Raw genomic sequence first — 23,445 nt, 5'->3', positions numbered from 1 at the left:
CTTTTTTATCAGACTCTCCTTTATTATTTATGTGGTCAATATTTTTTCATATGCCTCTTGAAATTTTTGAATGTCGCCTGCCCCCATAAAAATAAGTACGCTATCGGCAAATTTCTGTAAACCTTTGGTATCTGTTAATTCTAATAGTGAACTATTATCCACTAGTTTTTGTAAATCATGAATGGTTAATTGACCACTTTCTTCCCTTGCTGAACCGAATATATCACATAAATAAACATGGTCTGCTTGTGATAAGCTATCAGCAAATTCTTGCAAAAATGTTTTTGTTCTTGTAAATGTATGTGGTTGAAAAATCGCTACAATAGATTTATTTGGATATTTCTTTCGGGCTGAATCAATAGTAGCGTTTATTTCCTTCGGATGATGCGCATAGTCATCAATAAGTATCTGATTTCCTATTCGTTTTTCAGTGAATCTCCGCTTAACACCGCCGAAACTAGCCAAATGCTTCATGCACTCAGCGTTTATTCCTTCATAATGGCATATAGCAATTACTGCTAATGCATTCAATACGTTATGATTTCCATACATTGGAATAGAGAAAGTTTCATAAAACGTATTCCTGACAAATACATCAAACGTTGTTCCGTTCTCCGTTTCCATTACATTTTGAGCTTGAAAATCGTTCGTATCAGTAAACCCATAATAAACAACAGGAACTTTTGCTTGTATCCGTTGTAATTGTTCATCATCACCACAAGCAATAATACCTTTTTTTACACGTTCTACCATAGATTGAAAAGCGCTAAAAACGTCATCAATACTTGTAAAATAATCTGGGTGATCAAAATCAATATTTGTCATAATCGCATAATCGGGTTCATAACTTAAAAAATGACGTCGATACTCACAAGCCTCAAACACAAAATACTTGCTATCCACATGCCCCTTACCTGTGCCATCTCCAATTAAATAAGAAATGGGAAAAGAACTGCTCAAGACATGACTGAGCAGACCAGTCGTTGATGTTTTACCATGTGCGCCAGTAACTGCAATGCTTGTATATTGCTTTAGCCATTCTCCAAGAAATTCATGATAACGATAGAAGGTTACGCCTAACCTTCTTGCTTCTTTTATTTCTAGATGGTTATCGGAAAATGCATTCCCAGCGATAACCGTATAATTCTCTTTTATGTTACTTTCTGCAAAAGGAAAAATGGGAATTTTTTTTTCTTCCAATGCTTCTTGCGTAAAAAATCGTTTTTCCACATCTGACCCTTGCACATTCTCTCCAGAATCATGCAGGATCTGAGCAAGAGCACTCATTCCTGTTCCCTTTATACCAATAAAATGGTAAGTTGTCATAAATGAACCTCCAAATTGTTGTAAAAAGATTCAATCATCTTTTAACTATTTTGCACAGTTTTTTATTATAGCAAATTCTTTTCCAGATGAGAAAAGAAAACCTGTTTTTAAAGTATACTTACATAGTTCTTGTATTTTTAACCTTTACCAAATCGGTCAGGAATAATTTACGTTTGTTCAGTATAAGGAACTTTTTCTAACCGTGGATTTGGTCTATATCGTCTTCCTTCTTTTGCTTCTTGTGTACCATTCAAAAGTACATTGTCGCCTGTAAAGCCAATATTCAATTTAAGTAAGCTTCTACCTACACCATACATATCCACAGGAACACCTAGCTTTTCAAACTCTACAATACGAGCTTCTGTAAATCCACCACTAACCATAATTTTTACGTGTGAGAATCCTTCTTCATCCAATGCGTTTCTTAGCGCAAAAATGAGCTCTGGGTTTACTCCCCTTGGATCAAATGTACCCATTAAATGGTGGTTGCGTAAGAAGTATTTATCAACTAATGTACGTGACGTATCTAGACGAACAGACTTTAATTCATCGCCAAATGCATGTGCAACTTTCAGAGAATCTGTGATTACATCATTATTATAGTCAACAAGTGCTGCTAGATCATCTTCAGGGAATAATTCATGATAAGCTTTACAAGCTGCGACAATATCCCCGCGGAACATCTGAATTAACGCATGAGGCATGGTTCCCATTCCTTCTTTACCCCACCATTCATTCATCGCGTGTGTAGCTTGCGCTGTTGATCCACCAATGAATGCTGCATAACCATCTCCAGCTTGTTGTGTATAATGATCATCACGGTCTCCCATAAAAATGACTGGTTTTTGTTTCCCTGACGTCCGGGCCGCTTTTACCACATTGTATACATTGGTTGCGACAGATGTTCTTCTCGATAAAATCCCATCAATAATGCCCTCTAAAAAGCCAAATTGATGATAAGCTCCAGATACAGTTAACACAGATTCATACGGTCTAATCTTGTCTCCATCTTTTAATGAATGGATTTCCAGTGTCTCCGCATTATCCGCAAATTTATGTAATAAAGCTATTGCTTCATCCGACCCACACAATACTGCATCGTTTTTTTGAAAGAACTGCATTGTCACTTGGTTGTTTGGTAATTTTTTTGCAGCTATCTCTCTTGTTTTCAAAAAATATACTGCCGAAAACCAGCCTTCCTTAATGCGCTCATCAAATTTGAAGGTTTTGTTTGTCAAACGTTCTATTTTCCCATTTAGCTTTTGTTCAATTTCCTTCATAGTGTCAGTTTTCTCCCTTTATATGTGATCATTAAACATATCATATAAAAAAATCGTGCCGGAAACAAGAATTAGTGTCCACTATAAAAACATAGCTACCCCCAAAAAAGGCAAATGCGATAGAAAAAGATACTGTTTTATGTAATAGCTTAGCGTATTTTTTGCAAATTGTATTATAAAAATCCCATTCAGCAGAAGTCGCTTCTCTTCTTCTACTGAATGTTTCTACAACAAAGGTATTACGTAAAGCTTTTGAATACATAGAAGATGATTTACTTCAATTCAATATAGTAACTAACACGTACTTGGTAGCTTTGATAATACTAGCCAGAGGAAAATGCTAGTGATTAGGCAAGTTGCAACTCATTCCTTTTGGCATGAAGTTGTCCTATATCATGTCCTCCACTTGAGTTGACGTAACTAAAACTTCTCTCGGCTTACTACCATTTTGCCCCGATATAATCCCCCGCTGTTCGAGCGTATCAATTAATCTAGCAGCTCGATTGTAACCTATTTTAAAATGACGTTGCAACAAAGATGTGCTGGCTCCATTTTGCTCTAGTACGAATAAAATAGCATCTTTTAAAAGTTCATCTTCTTCCTCTTCTGTATGGATTTGTTCTAGTAACTGCTCTTGTTCAAATAAATAATTAGCAGGGGCAATACTTCTTGTGTAACTTGCCACTCTGTCGATTTCATCATCAGATACAAATGGTCCTTGTAGACGAACCGTTTTTCCAGAACCATTCTCTATAAATAACATATCCCCTTTTCCTAGTAGCTTCTCTGCCCCGCTTGTATCAAGTATAGTTCTAGAATCAACTTGTGAAGACACGCTAAAAGCAATTCTTGTAGGTATGTTAGCCTTTATTAATCCAGTGATCACGTCCACAGAGGGCCTCTGTGTTGCTAATATTAGATGAATTCCACAAGCCCTTGCTTTTTGCGCAATTCTACTTATCGCGTCTTCTACATCTTGTGGTGAGACCATCATTAAGTCTGCCAGTTCGTCAATGACAATAACAATAAAAGGAAGCTTATTCTTCATTTGTTGCTGTTTGACCATTTTTTCATTATATCTCTCTATATCACGGACGCCTTCGTGAACGAATTTTTCATAGCGTTCTTCCATTTCTGCAACAGCCCATTTTAAAGCAGCGGTAGCAGCTTTTACATCTGTTATAACCGGTGAAACAAGATGAGGGATTCCGTTATACGGAGCCAATTCCACCATTTTAGGGTCAATAAGTAAAAATTTCACTTCTTCATGATGGGCTTTATACAATAAACTAATTAAAATGGTGTTAATACAGACACTTTTCCCAGACCCCGTGGCACCCGCGATTAAACCATGGGGCATTTTTTGAATATTGGTAATTAAAGGTTCACCTTCTATACTTAGGCCTAAAGCAATGGTTAACGGTGAATTGCTTTTTTTAAAGGCTTCTGTTGCAAACACGCCTTGTAACCCTACCATTTGCGGTTTTCTATTCGGTATTTCTATCCCAATAGTATTCTTACCCGGAATCGGCGCTTCAATTCGAATATCTTTTGCAGCCATATTTAGTTTTAAGTCATCACTTAAGTTTCTCACTTTGCTAACTTTAACCCCAAGCTGCGGTTGAACCTCAAATCTTGTAACGGAAGGGCCTTGGGTAACATTTACTACTTTTGCTTGGACATTAAAATACTTTAGCGTTTGTTCAAGGAGCTGCTGTTGTTCATCCAACCATGCTTTATCATCTGAAGAATGGTCCTCTATATCATTTAATAAATGCAAAGGTATTTCCTGCACAGCGTTGTGCTCCGTTATCATATCAGTCGCCTCATTTGTCCATTGACTAGGCCGTGTTTCTTCAGCATTTTTATTGTGTTTTTGCTTTGTTCGATCCCATAAGTTTTTCTTATCTCTCGGTGTCATCATCACATTAAATGGAACATTATTTTGCCCCATCTGCTGTTGTCTCCGTCTTTGGGATAAACGACTTTCCCGTTTTGGTTCTGTTTTTGTTTGATTCGTTTGTTCATCTTCTTTCTGTTGGTCATCATCGCTCCGTTCTTCTTTCACTACCGTTGCAGCTGATTCTTGCTTCGTTTCTACTTGTTCTTCTGTATCTTTCTGATTAAAAGACTCAGATGGAATATGGTTTTGTTCATTAGCTGTACTTGCATCTGTGTGCTTTTCGTGCTTTTCCATACTTGCACTTTGGTACGTTTCTTCTTCTTTTAGATCATTTATTGTTTCCTTCTGTTCAACGTTTGTTTCTTTTTTGTTTCGCTTGAAATAACCCTCATTTTGTATTTCACTGTTTGCCAATTGCTTTACATCCTCTATTGCTTGTTTACGTTGATAAGCAGGAACTTCAACATCTACAGCATTGATTTCCGTTCTAGATGGCCCTTCCTTCAATACCTCCAAATCTTTAAATGGATCAGTCTCCTGCTTACGCTTATAGGCAGGAACTTCCTCTATTACTTTCGCCTTGTTTTCATTTCGTGGGCGGAAACCATATATAGGTGAAGGAACTTCTGTTGGCCGAAATGGTTGGTCCGGATTTTTTTTATATACTTTATGCTTCGAATGTTCATCTTTATAGCCTTGCATCGTTGTATGTCTTGGTTTAGAATGATTGTGATTCCTTCTTCGAAATGCTGGTGTATCATATTTAGATACGTCATCTTCTGTTGATTTGGAATATGTATGTTCTTGTATGCTTGGTTTTTGAGTTTTTGGATTACCTCTATTTTCGAATACTTCATTTTTGTCAGAATAGCTACGATGCTGATTCGTTTCATTTCCTTTATCCGGAACTACAGGAAAGCGAAATGATTTTTTTGCAGGATATTGATACATCATTTTGGCCTCAGGATGATGTCTATCTGGTTGCTGCATATATTCATCTCGATGGTTTTCTTCATCACTTATAAAAAGGCGCTTTATTTTTTTCTTCCAATTATCCCACATTTCTACTCACTCTTTCTTTATATTAAAACTGTCTTTATCCATTGTAGCAGTTTTTTAGTCCATATTGAAAATTATATTCATAAAAGATAGAAACAGTAAAGTCAAACTGGTATTTCAACAATGAACAAGTATTTTGAAAACACTTTCAGAAAAAACGTATCACGAAAGGCTCTATGATCAAAGCTTTCGTTTTATGTATAGCCAAAAACTATACTTTCCTATGCTCAAACGATCTAGACTTGTTCAGACTGCAGCTTTCATTTCTTAAAGTGAAGAGCTTACAACACCGATATTCCAATAAAACTTTATACTTCCCCCATAGGTGAGAAAAAACAACCTTATGCACAGGTTGTTTTCATTGTTAGATTAAATGTTAAATGCTGATCCAACTTCATAGGAATTATTTAAAACATATATACCTTTTTCCTTTGGTGCATTTGGTAAGCCTAATTCCTTTTGCGAGCAGATCATACCATGAGAAGGCACCCCTCTTAATTCAGTTGGCTTAATTTTTAACCCACTTGGCATCGTTGCCCCTACTTTTGCCACGACAACATGTTGACCAGCTTCTACATTTGGCGCCCCGCAAACAATTTGTAATACTTCCTCACCTACATCCACTTGGCAAACGCTCAACTTATCTGCGTTTTCATGTTGTTTTTTTTCTTGAACATAGCCAACCACAAATTTAGCACTTAAGTCAAAATCAAGGTCATCATTTAATTGGTGCGTTGTAAAAAGCTTTTGTATTTTTCTTAGCATATCTTCTGTTAACGTCATTTTTCCTACTTGTAAAAAGGAAAAATGCTTAGAAGCTTGAAAAATATTATAGCCTATAACTTCATTATGCTCATTCTTTATTCGTACAATATCACCTATTCTATCATGCTGAATCTGGTAGCGATCTCCTTCTTTCAACGGTATAATCAATACATCACCAATACCATCAACGTTATAAAATATGTCCATCCTTCTCATCCTCTTTTTTACTTTAATTATCTTTTTCTGGTCTATTCTTAGCAAGTATAAATATTGGTTCAAGATGTTTATCTTCGTAAATCATTGGCAAAGAAGTAATGGGGATTCTACCTTCAGCGAAAAATTTCATCGTCATTTGCGCTAAAACATCGTACCCCATTTTATTTTGCACATCTGCAATAATAAATACATCTTGGTGTGGGACGGCAACTGCCATTTCCCCCTTACTATTTGCTTTCATTTCCTCCAAAAACGCTTCGTTCAAAATTCTACTGGCGTCATAGCCATCTTGGGAAGCAAGAAAATAAAAATCATTATCTGCTACTTGATCATGCTTATAATCTATTGGCAAGGAACGTAAATTAAATGATGCAATCTCATCAATTCGCTCCTCTGACCAACCTTCTTTTTCAATTAGCGGTTGGTCAATTAAACGGTACGATTTTCCTAGATCAATGGCATAGAAAATACGTGTTTCAGCCGTATGTTCTTTATAAATAAGCTTATTATTGGCATTCGTTTTAATTGGAAATGAGGTAGACCGGATAACTGGAAAGATCTGTTTTTCCATACCTTCCAACTGTTGTTCTTCGTTCATAATTCGCAATGCTTCTTTTACATGATCCTCTAAATCATCAATGACTGATTCGCCTTTTTGATTATATTTCGCTACAACATTAGGTAAAGTAATAGTAATTCCTTGTTTTGATGCTTTCCATTCTACCCGAAAAGTATCTTTATCGCGATTATACGTCGTTTGCCAATTGTCATTTTGAAACCGTTCGTCTAATAGCTTTTTTAATTTGATACTTGTCATTTGCATATTGCTCGCTCCTTACTTTAAGCTAGGATTTTAGCTCGGAAGACCATCCATAAATTGGATAATCTCTTCTTTTGTTTTTCGATCTTTACTTACAAATCTCCCTACTTCTTCTCCGTCTTGAAACGCAAGAAAACTAGGAATGCCAAAAATAGAATAATCTTGACAAATATCCATAAATTCATCTCTATCTACTTTTATAAACGAATAATCAGGATAAGCTACTTCAATTTCTGGCAATATGGGCTCAATTACCGTACAATCTGGGCACCACCCTGCTGTAAAATAAAGCACCACCTTCCCTTGATTTATTACTTCTGTAAATGATTTTTGTTTCGTCAATGTTTTCACGGTTATCTACTCCTTCAATGTATATATTAAGTTACTTTGAAAATACATGTAACTTTGTTTCCGCTCACAGGACGTTTTATCTGTATGCTAACTACAGGAAATACTTGTCCCACATACTCTATCCTCCGTCTCCACCAACGTTCTAGTTTTCCAACATCTATCTTACTATGAATTAGGATAAAGTTAAAACGACTTGAACTTGAGTACTTTTTTATCTAGAAAATAAGTTTTGCACCATAGTTTCTTTCAACCATTTTACTTAGACGAAATTAGCTAACACGATCATCCTAACATTAACCATCTCTATAGCGAGGTAAAGGTATCGCTTGTTATTCACTTAACTTTGTCAACTCGCTTCTTTCAAGCAATTATGTCCGGACTAAAAACGGCGGAACTTCTCAAACGCACTGTTTTCAGTTACGATAGATGTAATGATACAAGGAGGAGATATGATGGAACTTACTGTCTATTTAGCTGGTCAAATACATGATAGCTGGCGCGATGACGTAAAAAAGTTGGCAGAAACAAAAGAACTGCCGTTACAATTCGTTTCCCCGCAAACCAATCATGAAAGATCCGACAATATCGGGGAAGCTATTTTAGGAAAACAACCTGGTTCTCTCTACAAAGATGAGGCTGCCTCACGTATTAATAATTTTCGTACGCAAGTATTAATGGAAAAGGCTGATATTGTTATCGCACTCTTTGGGGAAAGCTATAAACAATGGAATACAGCAATGGATGCAAGTCAGGCAATTACGTTAAATAAACCTACAATAATTATTCGACCGAAATCTTTAATTCATCCGCTCAAGGAACTGTCGGAAAAAGCAAATGTGACCGTTGAAACTGTGGAGCAGGCGTTAGACGTTATTGCATACATTTTTGAATAAACGGAATTATAACCAGTGGGATGTTTTTTCTTCCACTGGTTGTCCAATAATCAATTCATTCTTCAACTTACAAGGCTTGGCGTTACGTTTTGAATAAGCTCTTTTCCATACATTTACAGTAAATCCATCAGTGCTCTACATATCTTCTAATAAATAATAACGTCGACACGATTAAATCAGTTTACGAAATAGAATAACAGCATATAAGCCCGTAGATAACTACAGGCTTAATAAGCTTTATATGGTTTATTCTTACTACTCTAGAGCTGATTATATTCCCATTGTCCACGCAATAATTCTATCACATGAGAAAACATGTCTATCCTAGATATTCGCTCTGCTGTAAAAATACCAATTGCTCCTTCTTTTTGTCTAACTTGCTTTCGATGTGCGAATGTATCCATAACTTCACCAAGTTCTCTGCCTTTTAGAAGTTCCTTGGTAATTTCTTGCGGCAAAAGAATGCGAGCACCACTAGCTGTATAGAGGTGACCCGGTAACGCTAGCGCTCCCCAATTACAAAGGTATAATTTATTACCAATAAACATGACGCCACCTTCTAGTCCGATCCCAAATGTATTTGTTTCCCCTTGAATACAATTAAGGGCACGATGAATTGCACCCTGCTTCGTCTCTTCATCAGAGAATGGTTGTGCTGACACTCCTGATGAAGCGCCTTTAGATGTAACAGAAGCATTTGGAAAAACTTTTTCGACAGCTTGAATTTTTGCTTTATTTTTTGAACCAATTATAATCCTCATTTGCTTTCTTACCTTTATATCCATTAAACGGAACGGTGGATATGATCCAGCGTTGTTTGATCTGTGGATTTGACAAGCTTGATTAGTAATTCTTTAGCAGCTGCATAATCATCCACATGTATAATAGATGATGATGTATGAATGTAGCGCGAGCATATACCGATGACTGCAGAAGGAACGCCTTTGTTTGCTACATGAACTCTACCTGCATCTGTTCCACCTTGCGAGATAAAATATTGATAAGGTATATCGTTGCTCTCTGCTGTATCGAGAACAAAATTTTTCATGCCTTGATGTGTAATCATTGTTCGGTCAAAAATACGCAATAATGCACCCTTACCTAATTGCCCAAATTCATCTTTTTTCCCTGACATATCATTAGCAGGAGATGCATCCAATGCAAAAAATATGTCCGGTTGAATTTTATTAGCTGCAACTTGTGCACCACGCAAGCCAACTTCCTCTTGTACTGTCGCACCTGCATACAATTCATTCGGTAAGGCATCTTTTTGCACTTCTTTTAACAATTCAATCGCTAATCCACAACCATAACGGTTATCCCATGCCTTAGCTAAAATTTTGTTACTATTTGCCATCGGCGTAAATGGCGTTAAAGGGACAATCTGTTGCCCTGGTTTAACACCTATTTTTTCAACATCCGCTCTATCATCAGCACCAATATCGATGAGCATATGTTTTATTTCCATTGGCTTTTTGCGTTGTTCATCTGTTAAATTATGAGGTGGAATTGAACCAATTACACCAACAACTGGCCCATTATCTGTTATAACTTGCACTCGCTGAGCAAGTAATACTTGATTCCACCAACCACCTAATGGCTGAAAACGCAACATACCATTATCTGTTATTTGTGTCACCATAAAACCAACTTCATCCATATGACCTGCTACCATAACTTTAGGTCCTGATCCTTTTTTTACACCAAATATGCCACCTAAATTATCTTGCATGATTTCATCGGCATATTTGGATAACTCTTGTTTCATAAATGAACGCACAGCATGTTCATTGCCTGACGCACCTTGAAGCTCTGTCAATTGTTTAAATAAAGACAATGTTTCTTGATTCATTCCTGTATCCCACCTTCAATTTATGTATAGTATTTAGTATACTTGAAGAAATGATTGGATTTCCAGTATTCTTCTTTACCTAAGAAAATGAGCTCATATTATTTTCAATATTACATATGCACGTTCCCTCTTTTCATTTCAAGAAATTTGTCCCTGACTTGCTAAAGTGCCTACTACATTTCATCCATATAATTAATTCTTTAAAAACAACTACTTAACTCAGCAAACTTTTTTTATGAACCTATACCTTAATTTCCCTTGATGACATAGGTATATCTAATGTTTACAAACCAATTCTATTCATTATAAAAATAGTTACTGCTAATCAGAGGCTTTAACCAGCAGTCTTTCATATATTAAACCGAGCATTTTTTATTTTCTATTTTATTCTAAATACGTTATACTAGCAGATAAGAAACTGTAAAGCGATTACTTAAATTGATAGTAAGAGGTGAGTAATAATGGGTGTAAAAAAAGCAGTTATTGCTGCAGGGCTTGGCGTTGCTGTAGGCTACCTTGCAAAGCAACAACTGGATCAAATGCAAAAAGTTACTCCTGAGAAAGCATTAAACCATGCAAAAGAAACATTTAAGAAGCAAGGGCCAATTAGCGGTTCTTGGATTTATATGCAACCACAAGAAGTAGAGAAAAACGGGCTTCTCTACGATGCTTACCGTGGTGGAGTTACACGGAATTTAGACGGGGAAAACAAGCAGTATGAATTTTATGTAGATGTTGAAACTGGTGCGGTGATTGACGCCGTACAAACAACATAAACAGCTTTAGTACTTATCAAATAAGTGAAATAGGTTAACCTATTTCACTTATTTTTTGTGGTCTAGGAAATTATCAAATTTAGCAGCTGTGGAGTTATTTATTAGCCACGTCCTGCTCCAGCTCCCAGCAACTAGGCGACTTCACTCCATTGCCCTAAGATAAGCCATTATCGATTCGTTCTAAATAAGAAGGCCGACTAAAGACGGGCTTGCCGGAGGGCGCCGGCATACTCCTGTTGCTGGAGCATAATTTCTAAAACTTTAGTTGATTCGTTCCAGTCGCTACGTTGCTATACGGGCGCCCCGAGCCTTTGTTCATACATATTAGAAGTTACGACTTTGCTCCATATACTACTTACGTACTAATTGATTCATACAAATTCCCAATCCATTAAATTTTATAGCTCGATAATACACATCGTGATAAAATGTATACCATGCCTGCCTTTGATATCCATAAGCCATCCATTTTTCCTTTTGGTAAACAGAAGTTACGGGGTAATCATCATAAGCTAGTACCCATAATTTATTTTGATGTGCATGTGTTGGCATAATGTCCGCCATATGTATCCAACACGTATCTCCTTCTTCAAAAACAATAACGCTATGACCATCACTATGACCGCCACTATGAATCATTTTTAACCCATCTGTAATCTCAATTTCGTGTGAAAATGGTTGAACTTGTTTTTTTATTGCTTCCCAATTACTCTTCCAATAAGTATTTTTAGATCGAATATTTGGGTTTCTCATTTCTTTCCATTCTATATCTGTTACATAAATGACGGCATTCTTAAATACAGATTCGTATGCATCCGCCGCCACAGGATAGGTTAAACCCGATGCATGATCAAAGTGCATATGCGTCATTAAAATACCATGAATATCATTTGGTGCTAATCCAAGAACGGCCAAATCATAAACAACCTTTGACTGCTCTCTAACCCCAAAGTTTCGCTGTTGCTTCTCTGTCAATTTATTTTGCCCAATTCCGCTATCAATTAAATAATTTCTTCCATCCAGTTGTAATAGTATCGGATCTGTTCGTAACTCAATTTGATTCCACTCGTTTGTCGGGTACTTTGACTGCCATAGCACTTTAGGCACTACTCCAAACATCGCCCCTCCATCTAAATGGATTACTCCTCCTTGAAGCCATGTCAAAGTTGCTCTTCCTACCTTTAACTTCTCCATCCAATCCCCCCTAAGCAGTTAAAAACTTGGCTTATCCACCAAACCTTTATAGTGCAAGCTGTAGTTTTGCTTATGCTATCAACCTTTAAACTTTCCTATAGAGCAACAAGAAAACGCATTCATTTTATTATACATCTTATCAGAACCTTATTGGTTTCGTAAAATACTTTTCACTTGCAGTACCTTTAATGACCAACATGTGAAAGAAATGGTTTATTATTAGAAATAACTTGGCTTATCTCCAAGGCTAAAAGCACCATTTCCTTATACCATAAGCTTTGAATTGTATATTTTTCCAAATGCAAACAGCTTAGCGAGTGTACAACAAACTCGCCAAGCTGTTACAGGTTTACAGACTCCGTATTTTTAACGCGGCAACGATATATGGGTTGTCCTTTTGCTGTAAATTTTTCTTCATATTCCGTCATCCGATTTGTAGGGTCATCTATTCCATGCAAATCTAAGTTCACTTCTTCAATTTGCAGTCCATTTTGCGAAAAACTCTCTAATGAATATTCAAACAATCCCATATTATCGGTTTTTAAAACAATTTCACCGTTTGGTTTTAAAATTTCTCGATATTTTTCTAAGAAAGTATAATAAGTTAACCTTCGTTTTTCGTGCCGATTTTTTGGCCAAGGGTCTGAAAAATTTAAATAAATCAAGGATAATTCCTCTCTTGCAAACAAATCCGTTAAGTTTTCAGCGTTAACATGGATTAAGCGAATATTTGGCATTTCTGCATCAACAACTTTTTGAGCAGCAGTTACAATAATACTTTTTGCTACTTCAATGCCGATAAAATTAACATCTGGGTATTGTCTAGCCATTTCAACGATAAATTGCCCTTTACCTGATCCTATTTCAAGGTGAATAGGAGCATCATGATTCGTAAACACTTCCTGCCATCTACCGCGATAGTTGTAAGGATTAGAAATAACCGTGTCTGCATGCTTTTGTAAAAAATCATCTGCCCACGGCTTATGTCGCTGACGCATATATAAAATCCTCTCTTTCTGTTTTCAAGTATAGAAATAGAAATGTGATTCATACTATATTTAGAGGTGATTTGATATGGAATTAAATACAAATAATCAACTAACTTTGCTTATAGATTTATTAGATGAACATCGAACCGACCTTTGTGGTAGCGTCTCTGAATATCAACAAATAACCAGACTTGTGAACTCCCTTATGCAAAATAGTGCTATTTCCGATCAAGAGATACAGGAGTTACTTCCTGAAATTTACGACTACGGGAAGAACGGTGAATCATCACAAAATATGGAAGCACATATTACGGCCAACAATACACAGTTAGCTACATGGATTGATGCGCTTCACCAAACAAATTTACATTAATTTTCCTATTTGTTTATTCAAAACATCTAACTCGTTTAATCGGTCTACAAACTTAGCATCTTCATCACGTTCTTTATGCCAGCATAAGTAATGCAGAGAATCCAGTAATAAATACCAATGCATACGCCCAAATAAATGATAATCTGTTGCAATACCATATTGTCGCAACCACTCATTCCAATTTTCTTGGGGAATATACCAATTGAGTATCATTCCATAATCTACAACTGGATCAGCAATCAAAGCACTGTCCCAATCAATAAGATATAAATGCCCTTCTTCTGTCAGTAGTAAATTATTATGATTCAAATCTCCATGACAGACAACGAGTTTTCGCTTCCTTGTAATAGGAAGCAGTTTTTCTAAGTATTGTAACGCAATAACCACTTGTCCGTGTGTATGATGTAAATTCGTGCGTTGCAAACGTTCCTTTATAATAGCATAGCTTTCGTCTGATGTAATAGGTTTTTTCCCTAAACGCATGAGCATATGCAACAATTCAGAAGACTGGTGGATTTTTCGTAATAAATCAGCAACGCGTAAATGTTGCATTTCAACTGGTTTTAATTCTCTTCCCTCTAGCCACTCCTGAGCTGTAATAACATCGCCATTTTCCATTCTTTTTGTCCAAATTAATTTTGGAACAATTCCCTCCGCCGATAAGACGGCTAAAAACGGAGATGAGTTACGTTTTAAAAATAATCGCTGGTTACCTTTCGTTGCCAGATAAGCGTCTCCTGTAAGCCCACCTGCTGGAGCTATTTCCCATTCACTACCTAGAACTCGCTTCAGCCAGTTCACCATAAATTCCTCACATCTTTCAAATTTAGCGTTCAATAATATATTTTATCTATATTTGTACAAAAATACAAATCTGAATCTATTATTTACTTTTCAACAAATCAACTGCTTTTAGAAATAGCCCCCACTTTACTGTTACCCATTGAGGTGGTCTAACATAATTTCTTTATAATTATAAAGAATGTTACTACATCAAAGATACTGTTATTACACGTTTTTGTTCAAAAATCAGAACTAATTAAACATAAATATTACCAGTAAATGAGGTAAAAAAATATATATGTTCTTTTCAGCATTAGTAAAATTTGGCATATCTAGAAACTTTACTTTCCTATAGTGCCAGCAACTATGTTTTTTAAAATTCTTCACCAACAAACTCAAACGAATCCCGCTCTTCTTCCCATTCTGGCCTTTTAACCGCGGTAGTTTGCACATGCTTTAATAAACATTCTGCTACCTTTAACTGCTCATTTTTTAATGGAGAAGTAATCTTTCTTTTTTGCGCAAACCAATCTTGATATTGGTGACTACCGATAATTTTAGTTTGGAATGGTTCCGTTACAAACTGGACAGGGTTTGATTTAGCTAGAATAACTTTTGTAATTGGAAAGTTTAAATCATAGTGAGAAAGAATTCCTTTTATAATATTTTCCGTCCGCTTTAAAGCGATATGTGGATTTAACAATTTTCCCCTATGACCTCCCTTTTCTACTATCCATGTTCGTGCATCTTGCGCTATAAATGTCGAACCAATTTCTTCTTTTATCTGACTAATTATTTCAATTCCTATTGGTGTTATTAAAATTATCTCACATTCCACCGGCGCTTTTTTAATCTCGAATATTGGATAATACAAAATTAAATAAGTATCAGGGAACCGTTGTAAGAAATACTTGATTTCCATGTCATTGTGCCAGTATTTATCAACAAAAGAAACCTCTGTTACCGTAGACGTAGCCCATTTCATTTGTAAATGTAATAATTTATTTAAATAATACTGCTTTAAGCCTTGTTCCGTTTCCGGGAGAACCAACTTTGCATCTTCTTCATGAGGAACTTCCTCTTTTTTTTCTTTGCGCTTCCACATTTTCCATCTTGAATGTTGCTCGGCTTGGTCTACTATTTCTGTCTCATGTAATGGTAGCGAATTTTTTTCTTTTTCCCACGCCTCTTTCAAATGAAGCCAGTTCTCTTTCTTTAAGCGAATAAATTGACTTGGGTAACGATAAGGATTCCATTCGTATCTAGAAATATAATCTTGTAATTTAATTAATTGTGCCAGTGTTTCCACCCCCTGCTTTTAGAAAGAATTGGTTTATCGCCAAATCTTCCTGGTAAAGCCATCGTTTGGCTTATAAAATAAGCCTTTCGTATGTTACTTTTTTATAGTGTAAAATAAGCTTTGACTTTATACTTCGGCTGTTCATCTGGAAATATTTGATATAATACGAAACAATCCACATACAATAACTTTTCTGAGTAATCCTTATTTTTCACTTCGGTTAATACTTCATTGCCTATATGAGCAGATCCATCCCATTTTTTAGCTAATGTAATGTGAGGAATATACGGCCTTTTTTCCGCTAAAAACCCTTCTGCCTTTGCTTCAAACTCAATCTGATTTACTAGCTTTGTTAACGTATCATTTAATTGTACTTTCGAATAAATTACCCTTGGTCTTTCAAAAGAGCCAAAAGTATCTACTCCACCTACTTTTAAATAAAAAGGTGAAAAATAAACTCGTTGTAGTCTGTCAATCAGGTGGCATACTTTACTATCGGATACAGGTCCTAAAAACTTTAAGGTAATATGAAAGTCATGCTTATTTGTCCACTCCCTATAAGGTAGCTTCTGTTTTAAAAATGTCTGCGTTTCGCTACACATCACTTGAACTTCTTTAGTTAACGGAATGGCGATAAAATAATGTGGTAACCTTGCCATGATGAGCCTCCTTAACAAAATCCTTCATAGAAGCGTACGTAAAGTTTATGAATCCTGTAATAACTTCACTTCTTCAACGCGCAACTGCCTATATTCTCCTTTTTTAAGAGCCTTATCAAGATGTAATTTCCCCATTGTTGTCCGTTTTAAATATGCTACCTGTTTATCAACAGCTCGAAACATTCGCTTAATCTGATGATATTTCCCTTCAGTAATCATAATTTCAACTTCTGATTGTGCGCCTTGCTTCAAAATACGTAATGTTGCAGGTTTTGTTCTATAGCCATCCTCCAATGTCACACCGTTGGCAAAAGCCATGCAATCAGCTTCTGTTACCTCCCCTTTAATTTTCGCAAAATACGTTTTCGTTACATGCTTTTTGGGAGACAATAACTCGTGTGCTAATTGACCATCATTCGTTAATATAAGCAGGCCTTCTGTATCCTTATCCAGTCGCCCTACTGGAAACGGCTTAAACTTTTGTAGATCGTGAGACAGTAATTCAATAACCGTTTTATCTTGCTTATCTTCTGTAGCAGAAATCACACCAGAAGGTTTATGCAACATAATATATGTGTATTTTTGGTAATGAATTGGATTTCCATTTACTGTAATACTATCATTCATTTCATCAACATGAACGGAACTATCTTTGACTAGTTGACCATTTACCGTAACGCATCGTTTTTTCAACAGAGCTTTTACTTCTTTCCTACTTCCCACTCCAGCATTGGCCAAAAATTTGTCAAGGCGCATAATAATACCCCCTATCGCTTAAAGATTTTATCTAAAAACCGAACCCGATTTCCAAGCACTCGCTCTAATAATGTAGATGCATAAGCTAACCACAAGTAAACGAGCCCACCCAAACTCACGCAGGCAATTAATGTAATTATCATACCTACTCGGTTATTTGGAACGACCATACCTAATAAATATTTTCCTAAAATAATAGCCCCACTCATAATTGCAATAAAAATGATAATTAATGTCGTTTGTTTTAGTAATGATTTATAAGAAAAATGAGTAGCTAAACGAATGCGCCATAGATTGAGGATGGTAGCAATACCTGCTGCTAATGCTGTCCCAAAGATTGCTCCTTTAGCACCAAACATATAAATAAGCTGTATGTTTAATAACACTTTTACGAGTACACCCGCAGATAAGCTAACTACAGCAAATCTCTGTTGGTTAACCCCTTGTAAAATGGAAGAGGTAACGGTGAATAACCCGAAAAACAGACCAACAGGTGCGTACCAAGCTAATAACTCACCAGAAATAGCAATTTTTTCTAATCCAAATAACGCTCCATACGCTTCCGTAGATAATAATGATAGCCCACTAACTGCAGGCAAAATTAAAAACATAACAATTTGTAGCGCTTGGCTTATTTGATTTTTTAGCAATTGCTTATTATTTTGTGTATATGCTTTGGTCATTGCAGGGAGAATAGCTAATGATAAACCTATTGCTATCGTTACAGGGATAATAACTAGCTTATGTCCGTAGAAATTCACGACGGAATAGGAAAAAGACCAAATAGCTCCTTCCCCATTAGCAACCATTGCTCTTTCAAACGTGAACTGATCAATTAATTGATATAACGGCGTAGCTAATCCGACTAACACAAAGGGTCCGGCGTAACGAAATAATTCTTTAAACATATCGCTTGTGCTAATATCGTACATATATATTTGTTGCTTGCGTTGTTTATCAATATACGGCTTTCTTTTTTGCCAGTAAATGTATAGGACAAGACAAGAAGCTACTGCCCCAAGAAACGCCGCGAAAGTAGAAAAACCGACAGCAGCAATAACTGATCCATTTAAGATATTTACAATAACGAATGATCCTGCCAAAATAAAAAAGATCCGTACAATTTGTTCGATGACTTGAGATATAGCTGTAGGTCCCATGGAATTGTACCCTTGGAAAAAGCCTCTCACAATGCTCATAGCAGGAATTAAAATTAAAGCAAAACTTACCATTTTAATAACAAAAGCGACATCAGACCTCGAGAGTTCATCTGCATTTTCATTCGTAATCATTCCCGTTGCTAATAAATCCGCACTAAAAAAGAGTACCAAAAAGGCTATGATTCCAGTTGTAACCATTAACGTCATTCCAGTACGGAACATACGCATTCCTGTTTCATAATCTCCGACTGCATTATATTTGGAAACAAATTTTGATACAGCTAATGGTACTCCAACAGTTGAGAGACTAATAAATATGTTGTAAGGAGTGTAAGCTAGTGAAAACAGCGTACCCCCTGTTGCTCCAACTAAAGCATTAAATGGAATAACATAAATCATTCCTATTAGTTTAGAGATAAATGTCGCTCCCGTTAGCAACATCGTTCCACGTACAATATTCGACATTTTTTCACCTGCATCATCTACATTTAATAAAATCTTTACGAGGTAATTTGTATTTCAAATTACACATATGCACTATTCTATCATATTTTCATTTACTTCTTCCGTATAAATAACAACATTATATTACAAATTAACTGATATTGTGTATTTAAATGTTGTTTTTGCTTATCGGCAGTTTTTTATATAGGTATGGTTGTAATGCATTTTATACTATAAAACCGAGGTTGTAGCCGTTTTTTCCTTTGCGTGGATAGATTTCCTTTATACTTCCTAACATATAATAAAAAATTGTTTCTTTTTCCGGTTCATGGTACGATACCAGCGGAAAGGAATGAATATCGATGACCTATGACGTAACAATTATAGGTGGAGGGCCTTCAGGATTGATGGCAGCAATAGCTGCTGCTGAGCATGGTGCCAACACATTATTGATTGAAAAAGGAAAGAAGTTAGGAAAAAAACTGGCGATTTCTGGTGGCGGGAGATGTAATGTCACAAATCGGCTTCCACAGGAAGAAGTTATAAAAAATATTCCAGGTAATGGAAAATTTCTATATAGTGCTTTTTCTGTTTTCAACAATTACGACATTATTGATTTTTTTACTACATTACAAGTACCTCTAAAAGAAGAGGATCATGGAAGAATGTTTCCAGTATCCAATCAGTCTAAAACCGTTGTGAACGCGTTGTTAAGACGCTTAGACGAGTTAAATGTTAATGTGAAATTGGAAACTGCTGTAGAAGCAATCCATTATGAGGCAAAACACCATACTGTTATCCTTCCACATGGTGAAAAAATACAATCGAAAGCTATTATTGTCGCAGTAGGAGGCAAAGCGGTCCCTTACACTGGGTCTACTGGCGATGGCTATGCATGGGCAAAAAAAGCAGGTCATACAATTACTGAGCTATACCCTACAGAAGTTGCATTAGTATCTGAAGAAGCATTTATTCGAAATAAAGCTTTACAAGGTATTTCATTACGTAATATTTGTTTATCTGTTCTTAACCAAAAAGGAAAAACGATTATTTCCCATCAAATGGATATGATTTTCACTCATTTTGGAATATCAGGACCAGCTGTCTTAAGGTGCTCGCAATTTGTAGTAAAAGAACTAAGAAAAGGGATAAGCGAAGTGCCTATGGTATTAGATATTTTTCCAAACTCTACGGAAAAAGAACTTATGGATAAACTCTTGGATATGATTGACCAAACTCCTAAAAAAACAGTCAAAAACTTATTAAAAGGATTCGCCCCCGAAAAATTTATTATCTTTTTATTGAACCGCCACAACATGTGCGAAGAACAAAAAGCTGGAAATCTATCGAAGCAATGGGTAATGCAATTTATCCATGAATGCAAGCATTTTACATTTTACGTACATGATTCTCTTCCTTTAGAAAAAGCTTTTGTTACTGGAGGTGGTGTTTCCATTAAAGAAATAGTTCCAAACACCATGCAATCAAAAATAACAGAACGATTATATTTCTGTGGAGAGATTTTAGATATTCATGGTTATACTGGTGGTTATAATATCACATCAGCACTTGTTACTGGTAGGTTAGCTGGAATAAACGCAGCTTTGGAACTACAATCTGGCAATTGATCCCTTGTATGAAATATTGTGTTTCGCCGAATCTAATAATGTCTATAATCATTTCTAAGGGCAAAGAAAGGACGGATAATGGTGCAAAAAAATGGAATGTGGATACCAATTATCGCTTCTGTAGGTGTAGGTGCTGCAACATTTTATACAATGACAAAAAACAATCAAAATTTTGGTCAAACCATGCAAAAAATGATTCCTTTTGTATCACAAATGTCTAATTCCAATGCTGGAAACAGTGGAGGTTCACAACAAATGGGTCCTTATGGAATGAGCTAAAAATAGGCAGAGCGCGCTAAGGCGCGCTTTTAATTTTGGTCTAGGAAATTATAAAATTTAGCAGCTGTGGATAAACTTACTAAGTTATTTAGCCACGTCTGGCTCCAGCGCCCAGCAACTAGGCGATTTGGCGAAATCGCCCTAAGCTAAGTCATCATCGGTTCGTTCTAAATAGGAAAGCCGACTAAAGACGGGCTTGCCGGAGGGCGCCGGCATACTCCTGTTACAGGAGCATAATTCCTAAAACTTTCGTTGATTCGTTCCAGTCGCTACGTTGCTAACCGGGCGCCCCGAGCCTTTGTTCAGTGTGGAATATTTCGATATCCTCACCATACCTTATTTTTTGTCTAGTCAGATGTGAACCATCCCAGCTCGATGAACAAGCTTATACAATGGCTTGCCCCAAAAATGACTGTTAACTATATATATTGACAAACTTAACAAAATATAATACAACAGAATGGTATTTTTTTTCTGATTATATATAATAGACTAATTTATATGTTTTGTGTAAAATAGAGTGTATTACATCAAGGAGGTTAAACAGTTGAAAGGTTTTGGATTACTAATACGTATTGTTATCGCTATTGCGTTAGGTATTACACTTGGCTCATTTGCAAATGACTGGTTTATCCGTATTTTCGCAACATTCAATGATCTATTCGGAAACTTTTTAGGTTTTATTATCCCGTTAATTATTCTCGGTTTCATTATTCCTGGTATAGGATCATTAGGTAAGGGCGCAGGGAAACTATTAGGTCTAACAGCATTTATTGCATATTCTTCTACAGTTATTGCTGGTATTGTTGCTTTTTTCTCTGCAAAAATCATTTACCCTAACTTATTAAGTCAGCAATCATTACAATCATTTTCTGATCCAACTAAAGCTTTAAGTAGTGGATTTATAGAGATTGAAATGCCACCTCCTATGGGAGTTATGACTGCTTTATTGCTAGCTTTTGTTCTTGGTCTAGGAATTGCCGCTATTAAAGGAGACGCGCTTTACCAATTGTCGCTAGATGTTAGAGACATTATTCATTTAGTAATTGAAAAAGTTATTATTCCACTATTACCATTTCATATTTTTGGTATCTTTGCTAATATGACTGCTGCTGGACAGGTGAGTACTATATTATCCGTTTTTGCTAAAGTCTTTGTAATGATCATTATTTTGCACTTACTTTACTTACTAGTACAATATACACTTGCGGGAACTTTAAGCAAGCAAAATCCTGTATCTATGTTAAAAACAATGACTCCAGCCTATTTTACTGCGCTAGGAACTCAATCATCAGCGGCTACCATCCCTGTCACGTTAAAACACTCTAAAAAACTAAAAGTGCGGGAAGGTATTGCGGATTTTACGGTACCTTTGCTAGCTAATATTCATTTATCTGGAAGTACTATTACACTTGTAAGCTGTGCATTAGCTGTATTATTCTTACAAGGTGAAGTTGCTACTTTTGGAAGTATATTTCCGTTTATTTTAATGCTAGGTGTAACAATGATTGCAGCTCCTGGTGTGCCAGGAGGTGCCGTAATGGCAGCAATTGGCCTTTTAGAAAGTATGTTAGGCTTTGATTCCGTAATGGTTTCACTTATGATTGCCCTATATTTAGCTCAGGATAGTTTAGGGACGGCTTGTAATGTTACGGGAGATGGAGCAATAACATCTATAACGGACAGTCTAAGCAAAAATAGTAAGGCATTAAACAATAAAGAAGGCGTAGTTTAATCTTAACGTAATAAAACCAAAATACTTTATACTCCCCTAAGGTGCCGTTTTTCCTTACTTAAGTTACATAGTAATGGCTTTAAGAAAGGAAAAGCAGCACCTTTTACAATTGCTCAAAGAATTTTTTCTAATAATAATTTTTTGTAACTCCTTTTAAACTTCTCGGAATACTTTATGAAATGCCCAATACTCTTGTCTCAAATATTGAAGTCGATTTGCAACATTCAATGAATTGCCAATGCTTTTATACAGATTTTTTAAATATTTTAGACAAGTTAACCAAGTTTATTTGGACTTCACTCATATCACGTGTTTGTAAATATTCCTTAATATAAAGCTTACCAAAAATATCATAGTGCTTATTTTATATCCCATACTTCTACTCGTTTATCTTTTATCCCCAATAGACCTACATTTCATTAATTACCACTTTGTCTGCAACTCAAGCTTAATAAAACAGAGAGTACTGTATGTTTATTGGCCTATTTCTTGTACATAAAGAGTACTACCACATTTAATATAAAGCTTAATTTCCTATCATATAAAAAAACTGACTCATAAGAAAATGAGTCAGTTTTTTTATATGATTTGCCTGGCGGCGTCCTACTCTTGCAGGGACAAAGTCCCAACTACCATCGGCGCTGGAGAGCTTAACTACTGTGTTCGGCATGGGAACAGGTGTGACCTCTCCGCCATTACTACCAGGCAAAGTTGCTATCTGTTATGTTGTGCTTCAAAGAGGCACAAATCTTATTATAATCGTTTTTGTGAAAAAATCAAGATCTTTGTTGAAAAAAGTCATTTTTTCCTTGTTACCTTGAAAACTAAATAAGAGATCATTCAACGTACATCTACCAAAAAGGTTAGTTAAGTCCTCGATCGATTAGTATTCGTCAGCTCCACG

General features: G+C 36.0%; 21 protein-coding genes and 1 rRNA gene. 6 read left to right on the top strand and 16 right to left on the bottom strand.

Going from position 1 to position 23,445, the window contains the following annotated elements; genetic code table 11:
- Window positions 1–27 precede the first annotated feature (27 nt).
- The 6 genes from murC to BUB45_RS12605 all read right to left on the bottom strand — a co-directional run bounded on the left by murC (window position 28) and on the right by BUB45_RS12605 (window position 7,720).
- Complete coding sequence (gene murC / locus BUB45_RS12630; protein ID WP_073009971.1) at window positions 28–1,326, bottom strand: UDP-N-acetylmuramate--L-alanine ligase; 1,299 nt, start codon at window positions 1,324–1,326, stop codon at window positions 28–30.
- Between the two features lie 167 nt (window positions 1,327–1,493).
- Complete coding sequence (locus BUB45_RS12625) at window positions 1,494–2,606, bottom strand: nicotinate phosphoribosyltransferase (protein ID WP_073009968.1); 1,113 nt, start codon at window positions 2,604–2,606, stop codon at window positions 1,494–1,496.
- A 388-nt stretch (window positions 2,607–2,994) separates the two neighbouring features.
- The gene (locus BUB45_RS12620; RefSeq protein ID WP_073009965.1) at window positions 2,995–5,571 is read right to left on the bottom strand and encodes a DNA translocase FtsK; all 2,577 of its coding nucleotides are present in this window, start codon (window positions 5,569–5,571) and stop codon (window positions 2,995–2,997) included.
- Window positions 5,572–5,937: 366 nt separating this feature from the next.
- Window positions 5,938–6,540, bottom strand: coding sequence for a YtpR family tRNA-binding protein (gene ytpR / locus BUB45_RS12615; RefSeq protein WP_073009962.1), 603 nt, complete (start codon window positions 6,538–6,540; stop codon window positions 5,938–5,940).
- 22 nt (window positions 6,541–6,562) lie between these two features.
- A complete protein-coding gene (locus BUB45_RS12610) occupies window positions 6,563–7,372 on the bottom strand; it encodes a DUF1444 domain-containing protein (protein ID WP_073009959.1) in 810 nt (269 codons plus the stop codon).
- 30 nt (window positions 7,373–7,402) lie between these two features.
- Window positions 7,403–7,720 carry a thioredoxin family protein gene (locus tag BUB45_RS12605; RefSeq protein ID WP_073009956.1) on the bottom strand — a complete coding sequence of 106 codons (318 nt, stop codon included), beginning with the start codon at window positions 7,718–7,720 and terminating at the stop codon, window positions 7,403–7,405.
- A gap of 452 nt (window positions 7,721–8,172) precedes the next feature.
- On the opposite strand from BUB45_RS12605, the gene BUB45_RS12600 reads away from it, so the two are divergent.
- Entirely contained in the window at window positions 8,173–8,613 is a 441-nt protein-coding gene (locus tag BUB45_RS12600; protein ID WP_073009935.1) for a YtoQ family protein, read from the top strand.
- Between the two features lie 260 nt (window positions 8,614–8,873).
- Here BUB45_RS12600 and BUB45_RS12595 read toward each other — a convergent pair whose 3' ends face one another.
- Window positions 8,874–9,374: a DUF84 family protein gene (locus BUB45_RS12595; protein ID WP_073009897.1), complete on the bottom strand. Its 501-nt coding sequence runs from the start codon at window positions 9,372–9,374 to the stop codon at window positions 8,874–8,876.
- Window positions 9,375–9,397: 23 nt separating this feature from the next.
- Complete coding sequence (locus BUB45_RS12590) at window positions 9,398–10,465, bottom strand: M42 family metallopeptidase (RefSeq protein WP_073009895.1); 1,068 nt, start codon at window positions 10,463–10,465, stop codon at window positions 9,398–9,400.
- Between the two features lie 461 nt (window positions 10,466–10,926).
- On the opposite strand from BUB45_RS12590, the gene BUB45_RS12585 reads away from it, so the two are divergent.
- The gene (locus tag BUB45_RS12585; protein WP_073009893.1) at window positions 10,927–11,241 is read left to right on the top strand and encodes a PepSY domain-containing protein; all 315 of its coding nucleotides are present in this window, start codon (window positions 10,927–10,929) and stop codon (window positions 11,239–11,241) included.
- Window positions 11,242–11,592: 351 nt separating this feature from the next.
- On the opposite strand, the gene BUB45_RS12580 is transcribed toward BUB45_RS12585, so the two are convergent.
- Entirely contained in the window at window positions 11,593–12,435 is an 843-nt protein-coding gene (locus BUB45_RS12580; protein ID WP_073009890.1) for a YtnP family quorum-quenching lactonase, read from the bottom strand.
- Between the two features lie 341 nt (window positions 12,436–12,776).
- Window positions 12,777–13,433 (bottom strand): tRNA (guanosine(46)-N7)-methyltransferase TrmB, encoded by a 657-nt coding sequence (gene trmB, locus BUB45_RS12575; protein WP_073009888.1) that lies wholly within the window; start codon window positions 13,431–13,433, stop codon window positions 12,777–12,779.
- Between the two features lie 76 nt (window positions 13,434–13,509).
- On the opposite strand from trmB, the gene BUB45_RS12570 reads away from it, so the two are divergent.
- The gene (locus BUB45_RS12570) at window positions 13,510–13,797 is read left to right on the top strand and encodes a YtzH-like family protein (protein WP_073009886.1); all 288 of its coding nucleotides are present in this window, start codon (window positions 13,510–13,512) and stop codon (window positions 13,795–13,797) included.
- Here BUB45_RS12570 and BUB45_RS12565 read toward each other — a convergent pair.
- The 5 genes from BUB45_RS12565 to BUB45_RS12545 form a co-directional block, all read right to left on the bottom strand.
- Window positions 13,789–14,601, bottom strand: coding sequence for a phosphotransferase family protein (locus BUB45_RS12565; RefSeq protein WP_073009883.1), 813 nt, complete (start codon window positions 14,599–14,601; stop codon window positions 13,789–13,791). The genes BUB45_RS12570 and BUB45_RS12565 overlap by 9 nt on opposite strands.
- Before the next feature lie 352 nt (window positions 14,602–14,953).
- A complete protein-coding gene (locus BUB45_RS12560) occupies window positions 14,954–15,889 on the bottom strand; it encodes an NERD domain-containing protein (RefSeq protein ID WP_139300159.1) in 936 nt (311 codons plus the stop codon).
- Window positions 15,890–15,981: 92 nt separating this feature from the next.
- A complete protein-coding gene (gene thpR, locus BUB45_RS12555) occupies window positions 15,982–16,539 on the bottom strand; it encodes an RNA 2',3'-cyclic phosphodiesterase (protein ID WP_073009879.1) in 558 nt (185 codons plus the stop codon).
- A gap of 45 nt (window positions 16,540–16,584) precedes the next feature.
- Window positions 16,585–17,295, bottom strand: a complete 711-nt coding sequence (locus BUB45_RS12550) for a pseudouridine synthase (RefSeq protein WP_073009875.1) — start codon at window positions 17,293–17,295, stop codon at window positions 16,585–16,587.
- An 11-nt stretch (window positions 17,296–17,306) separates the two neighbouring features.
- Window positions 17,307–18,920, bottom strand: coding sequence for a putative polysaccharide biosynthesis protein (locus tag BUB45_RS12545; RefSeq protein ID WP_073009872.1), 1,614 nt, complete (start codon window positions 18,918–18,920; stop codon window positions 17,307–17,309).
- Between the two features lie 341 nt (window positions 18,921–19,261).
- Between BUB45_RS12545 and BUB45_RS12540 the strand changes: the two genes are divergently transcribed.
- From BUB45_RS12540 to BUB45_RS12530, 3 genes are all read left to right on the top strand, one after another.
- A complete protein-coding gene (locus BUB45_RS12540; protein WP_073009870.1) occupies window positions 19,262–20,527 on the top strand; it encodes a BaiN/RdsA family NAD(P)/FAD-dependent oxidoreductase in 1,266 nt (421 codons plus the stop codon).
- A 78-nt stretch (window positions 20,528–20,605) separates the two neighbouring features.
- Entirely contained in the window at window positions 20,606–20,806 is a 201-nt protein-coding gene (locus BUB45_RS12535; RefSeq protein WP_084723667.1) for a hypothetical protein, read from the top strand.
- Window positions 20,807–21,353: 547 nt separating this feature from the next.
- Window positions 21,354–22,541 (top strand): dicarboxylate/amino acid:cation symporter, encoded by a 1,188-nt coding sequence (locus tag BUB45_RS12530; protein ID WP_073009867.1) that lies wholly within the window; start codon window positions 21,354–21,356, stop codon window positions 22,539–22,541.
- A 590-nt stretch (window positions 22,542–23,131) separates the two neighbouring features.
- Here the strand turns inward: BUB45_RS12530 and rrf are convergent.
- Window positions 23,132–23,247 (bottom strand): 5S ribosomal RNA (gene rrf, locus BUB45_RS12525).
- Between the last annotated feature and the right edge of the window lie 198 nt (window positions 23,248–23,445).

Origin of the sequence: Virgibacillus chiguensis (assembly GCF_900129865.1) — a bacterium.
In the GTDB taxonomy this organism is placed as follows: domain Bacteria; phylum Bacillota; class Bacilli; order Bacillales; family Amphibacillaceae; genus Virgibacillus; species Virgibacillus chiguensis.
The sequence above is the reverse complement of the archived record's forward strand: the minus strand, read 5'-3'. Positions and strand labels throughout refer to the sequence as shown.

What these genes read in the sequence shown, in the direction of transcription:
- murC (WP_073009971.1), bottom strand. Translation starts at nt 1,326, where the DNA reads ATGACAACTTACCATTTTATTGGTATAAAGGGAACAGGAATGAGTGCT.
- BUB45_RS12625 (WP_073009968.1), bottom strand. Translation starts at nt 2,606, where the DNA reads ATGAAGGAAATTGAACAAAAGCTAAATGGGAAAATAGAACGTTTGACA.
- BUB45_RS12620 (WP_073009965.1), bottom strand. Translation starts at nt 5,571, where the DNA reads ATGTGGGATAATTGGAAGAAAAAAATAAAGCGCCTTTTTATAAGTGAT.
- ytpR (WP_073009962.1), bottom strand. Translation starts at nt 6,540, where the DNA reads ATGGACATATTTTATAACGTTGATGGTATTGGTGATGTATTGATTATA.
- BUB45_RS12610 (WP_073009959.1), bottom strand. Translation starts at nt 7,372, where the DNA reads ATGCAAATGACAAGTATCAAATTAAAAAAGCTATTAGACGAACGGTTT.
- BUB45_RS12600 (WP_073009935.1), top strand. Translation starts at nt 8,173, where the DNA reads ATGGAACTTACTGTCTATTTAGCTGGTCAAATACATGATAGCTGGCGC.
- BUB45_RS12595 (WP_073009897.1), bottom strand. Translation starts at nt 9,374, where the DNA reads ATGAGGATTATAATTGGTTCAAAAAATAAAGCAAAAATTCAAGCTGTC.
- BUB45_RS12590 (WP_073009895.1), bottom strand. Translation starts at nt 10,465, where the DNA reads ATGAATCAAGAAACATTGTCTTTATTTAAACAATTGACAGAGCTTCAA.
- BUB45_RS12585 (WP_073009893.1), top strand. Translation starts at nt 10,927, where the DNA reads ATGGGTGTAAAAAAAGCAGTTATTGCTGCAGGGCTTGGCGTTGCTGTA.
- BUB45_RS12580 (WP_073009890.1), bottom strand. Translation starts at nt 12,435, where the DNA reads ATGGAGAAGTTAAAGGTAGGAAGAGCAACTTTGACATGGCTTCAAGGA.
- trmB (WP_073009888.1), bottom strand. Translation starts at nt 13,433, where the DNA reads ATGCGTCAGCGACATAAGCCGTGGGCAGATGATTTTTTACAAAAGCAT.
- BUB45_RS12570 (WP_073009886.1), top strand. Translation starts at nt 13,510, where the DNA reads ATGGAATTAAATACAAATAATCAACTAACTTTGCTTATAGATTTATTA.
- BUB45_RS12565 (WP_073009883.1), bottom strand. Translation starts at nt 14,601, where the DNA reads ATGGTGAACTGGCTGAAGCGAGTTCTAGGTAGTGAATGGGAAATAGCT.
- thpR (WP_073009879.1), bottom strand. Translation starts at nt 16,539, where the DNA reads ATGGCAAGGTTACCACATTATTTTATCGCCATTCCGTTAACTAAAGAA.
- BUB45_RS12550 (WP_073009875.1), bottom strand. Translation starts at nt 17,295, where the DNA reads ATGCGCCTTGACAAATTTTTGGCCAATGCTGGAGTGGGAAGTAGGAAA.
- BUB45_RS12545 (WP_073009872.1), bottom strand. Translation starts at nt 18,920, where the DNA reads ATGTCGAATATTGTACGTGGAACGATGTTGCTAACGGGAGCGACATTT.
- BUB45_RS12540 (WP_073009870.1), top strand. Translation starts at nt 19,262, where the DNA reads ATGACCTATGACGTAACAATTATAGGTGGAGGGCCTTCAGGATTGATG.
- BUB45_RS12535 (WP_084723667.1), top strand. Translation starts at nt 20,606, where the DNA reads ATGGTGCAAAAAAATGGAATGTGGATACCAATTATCGCTTCTGTAGGT.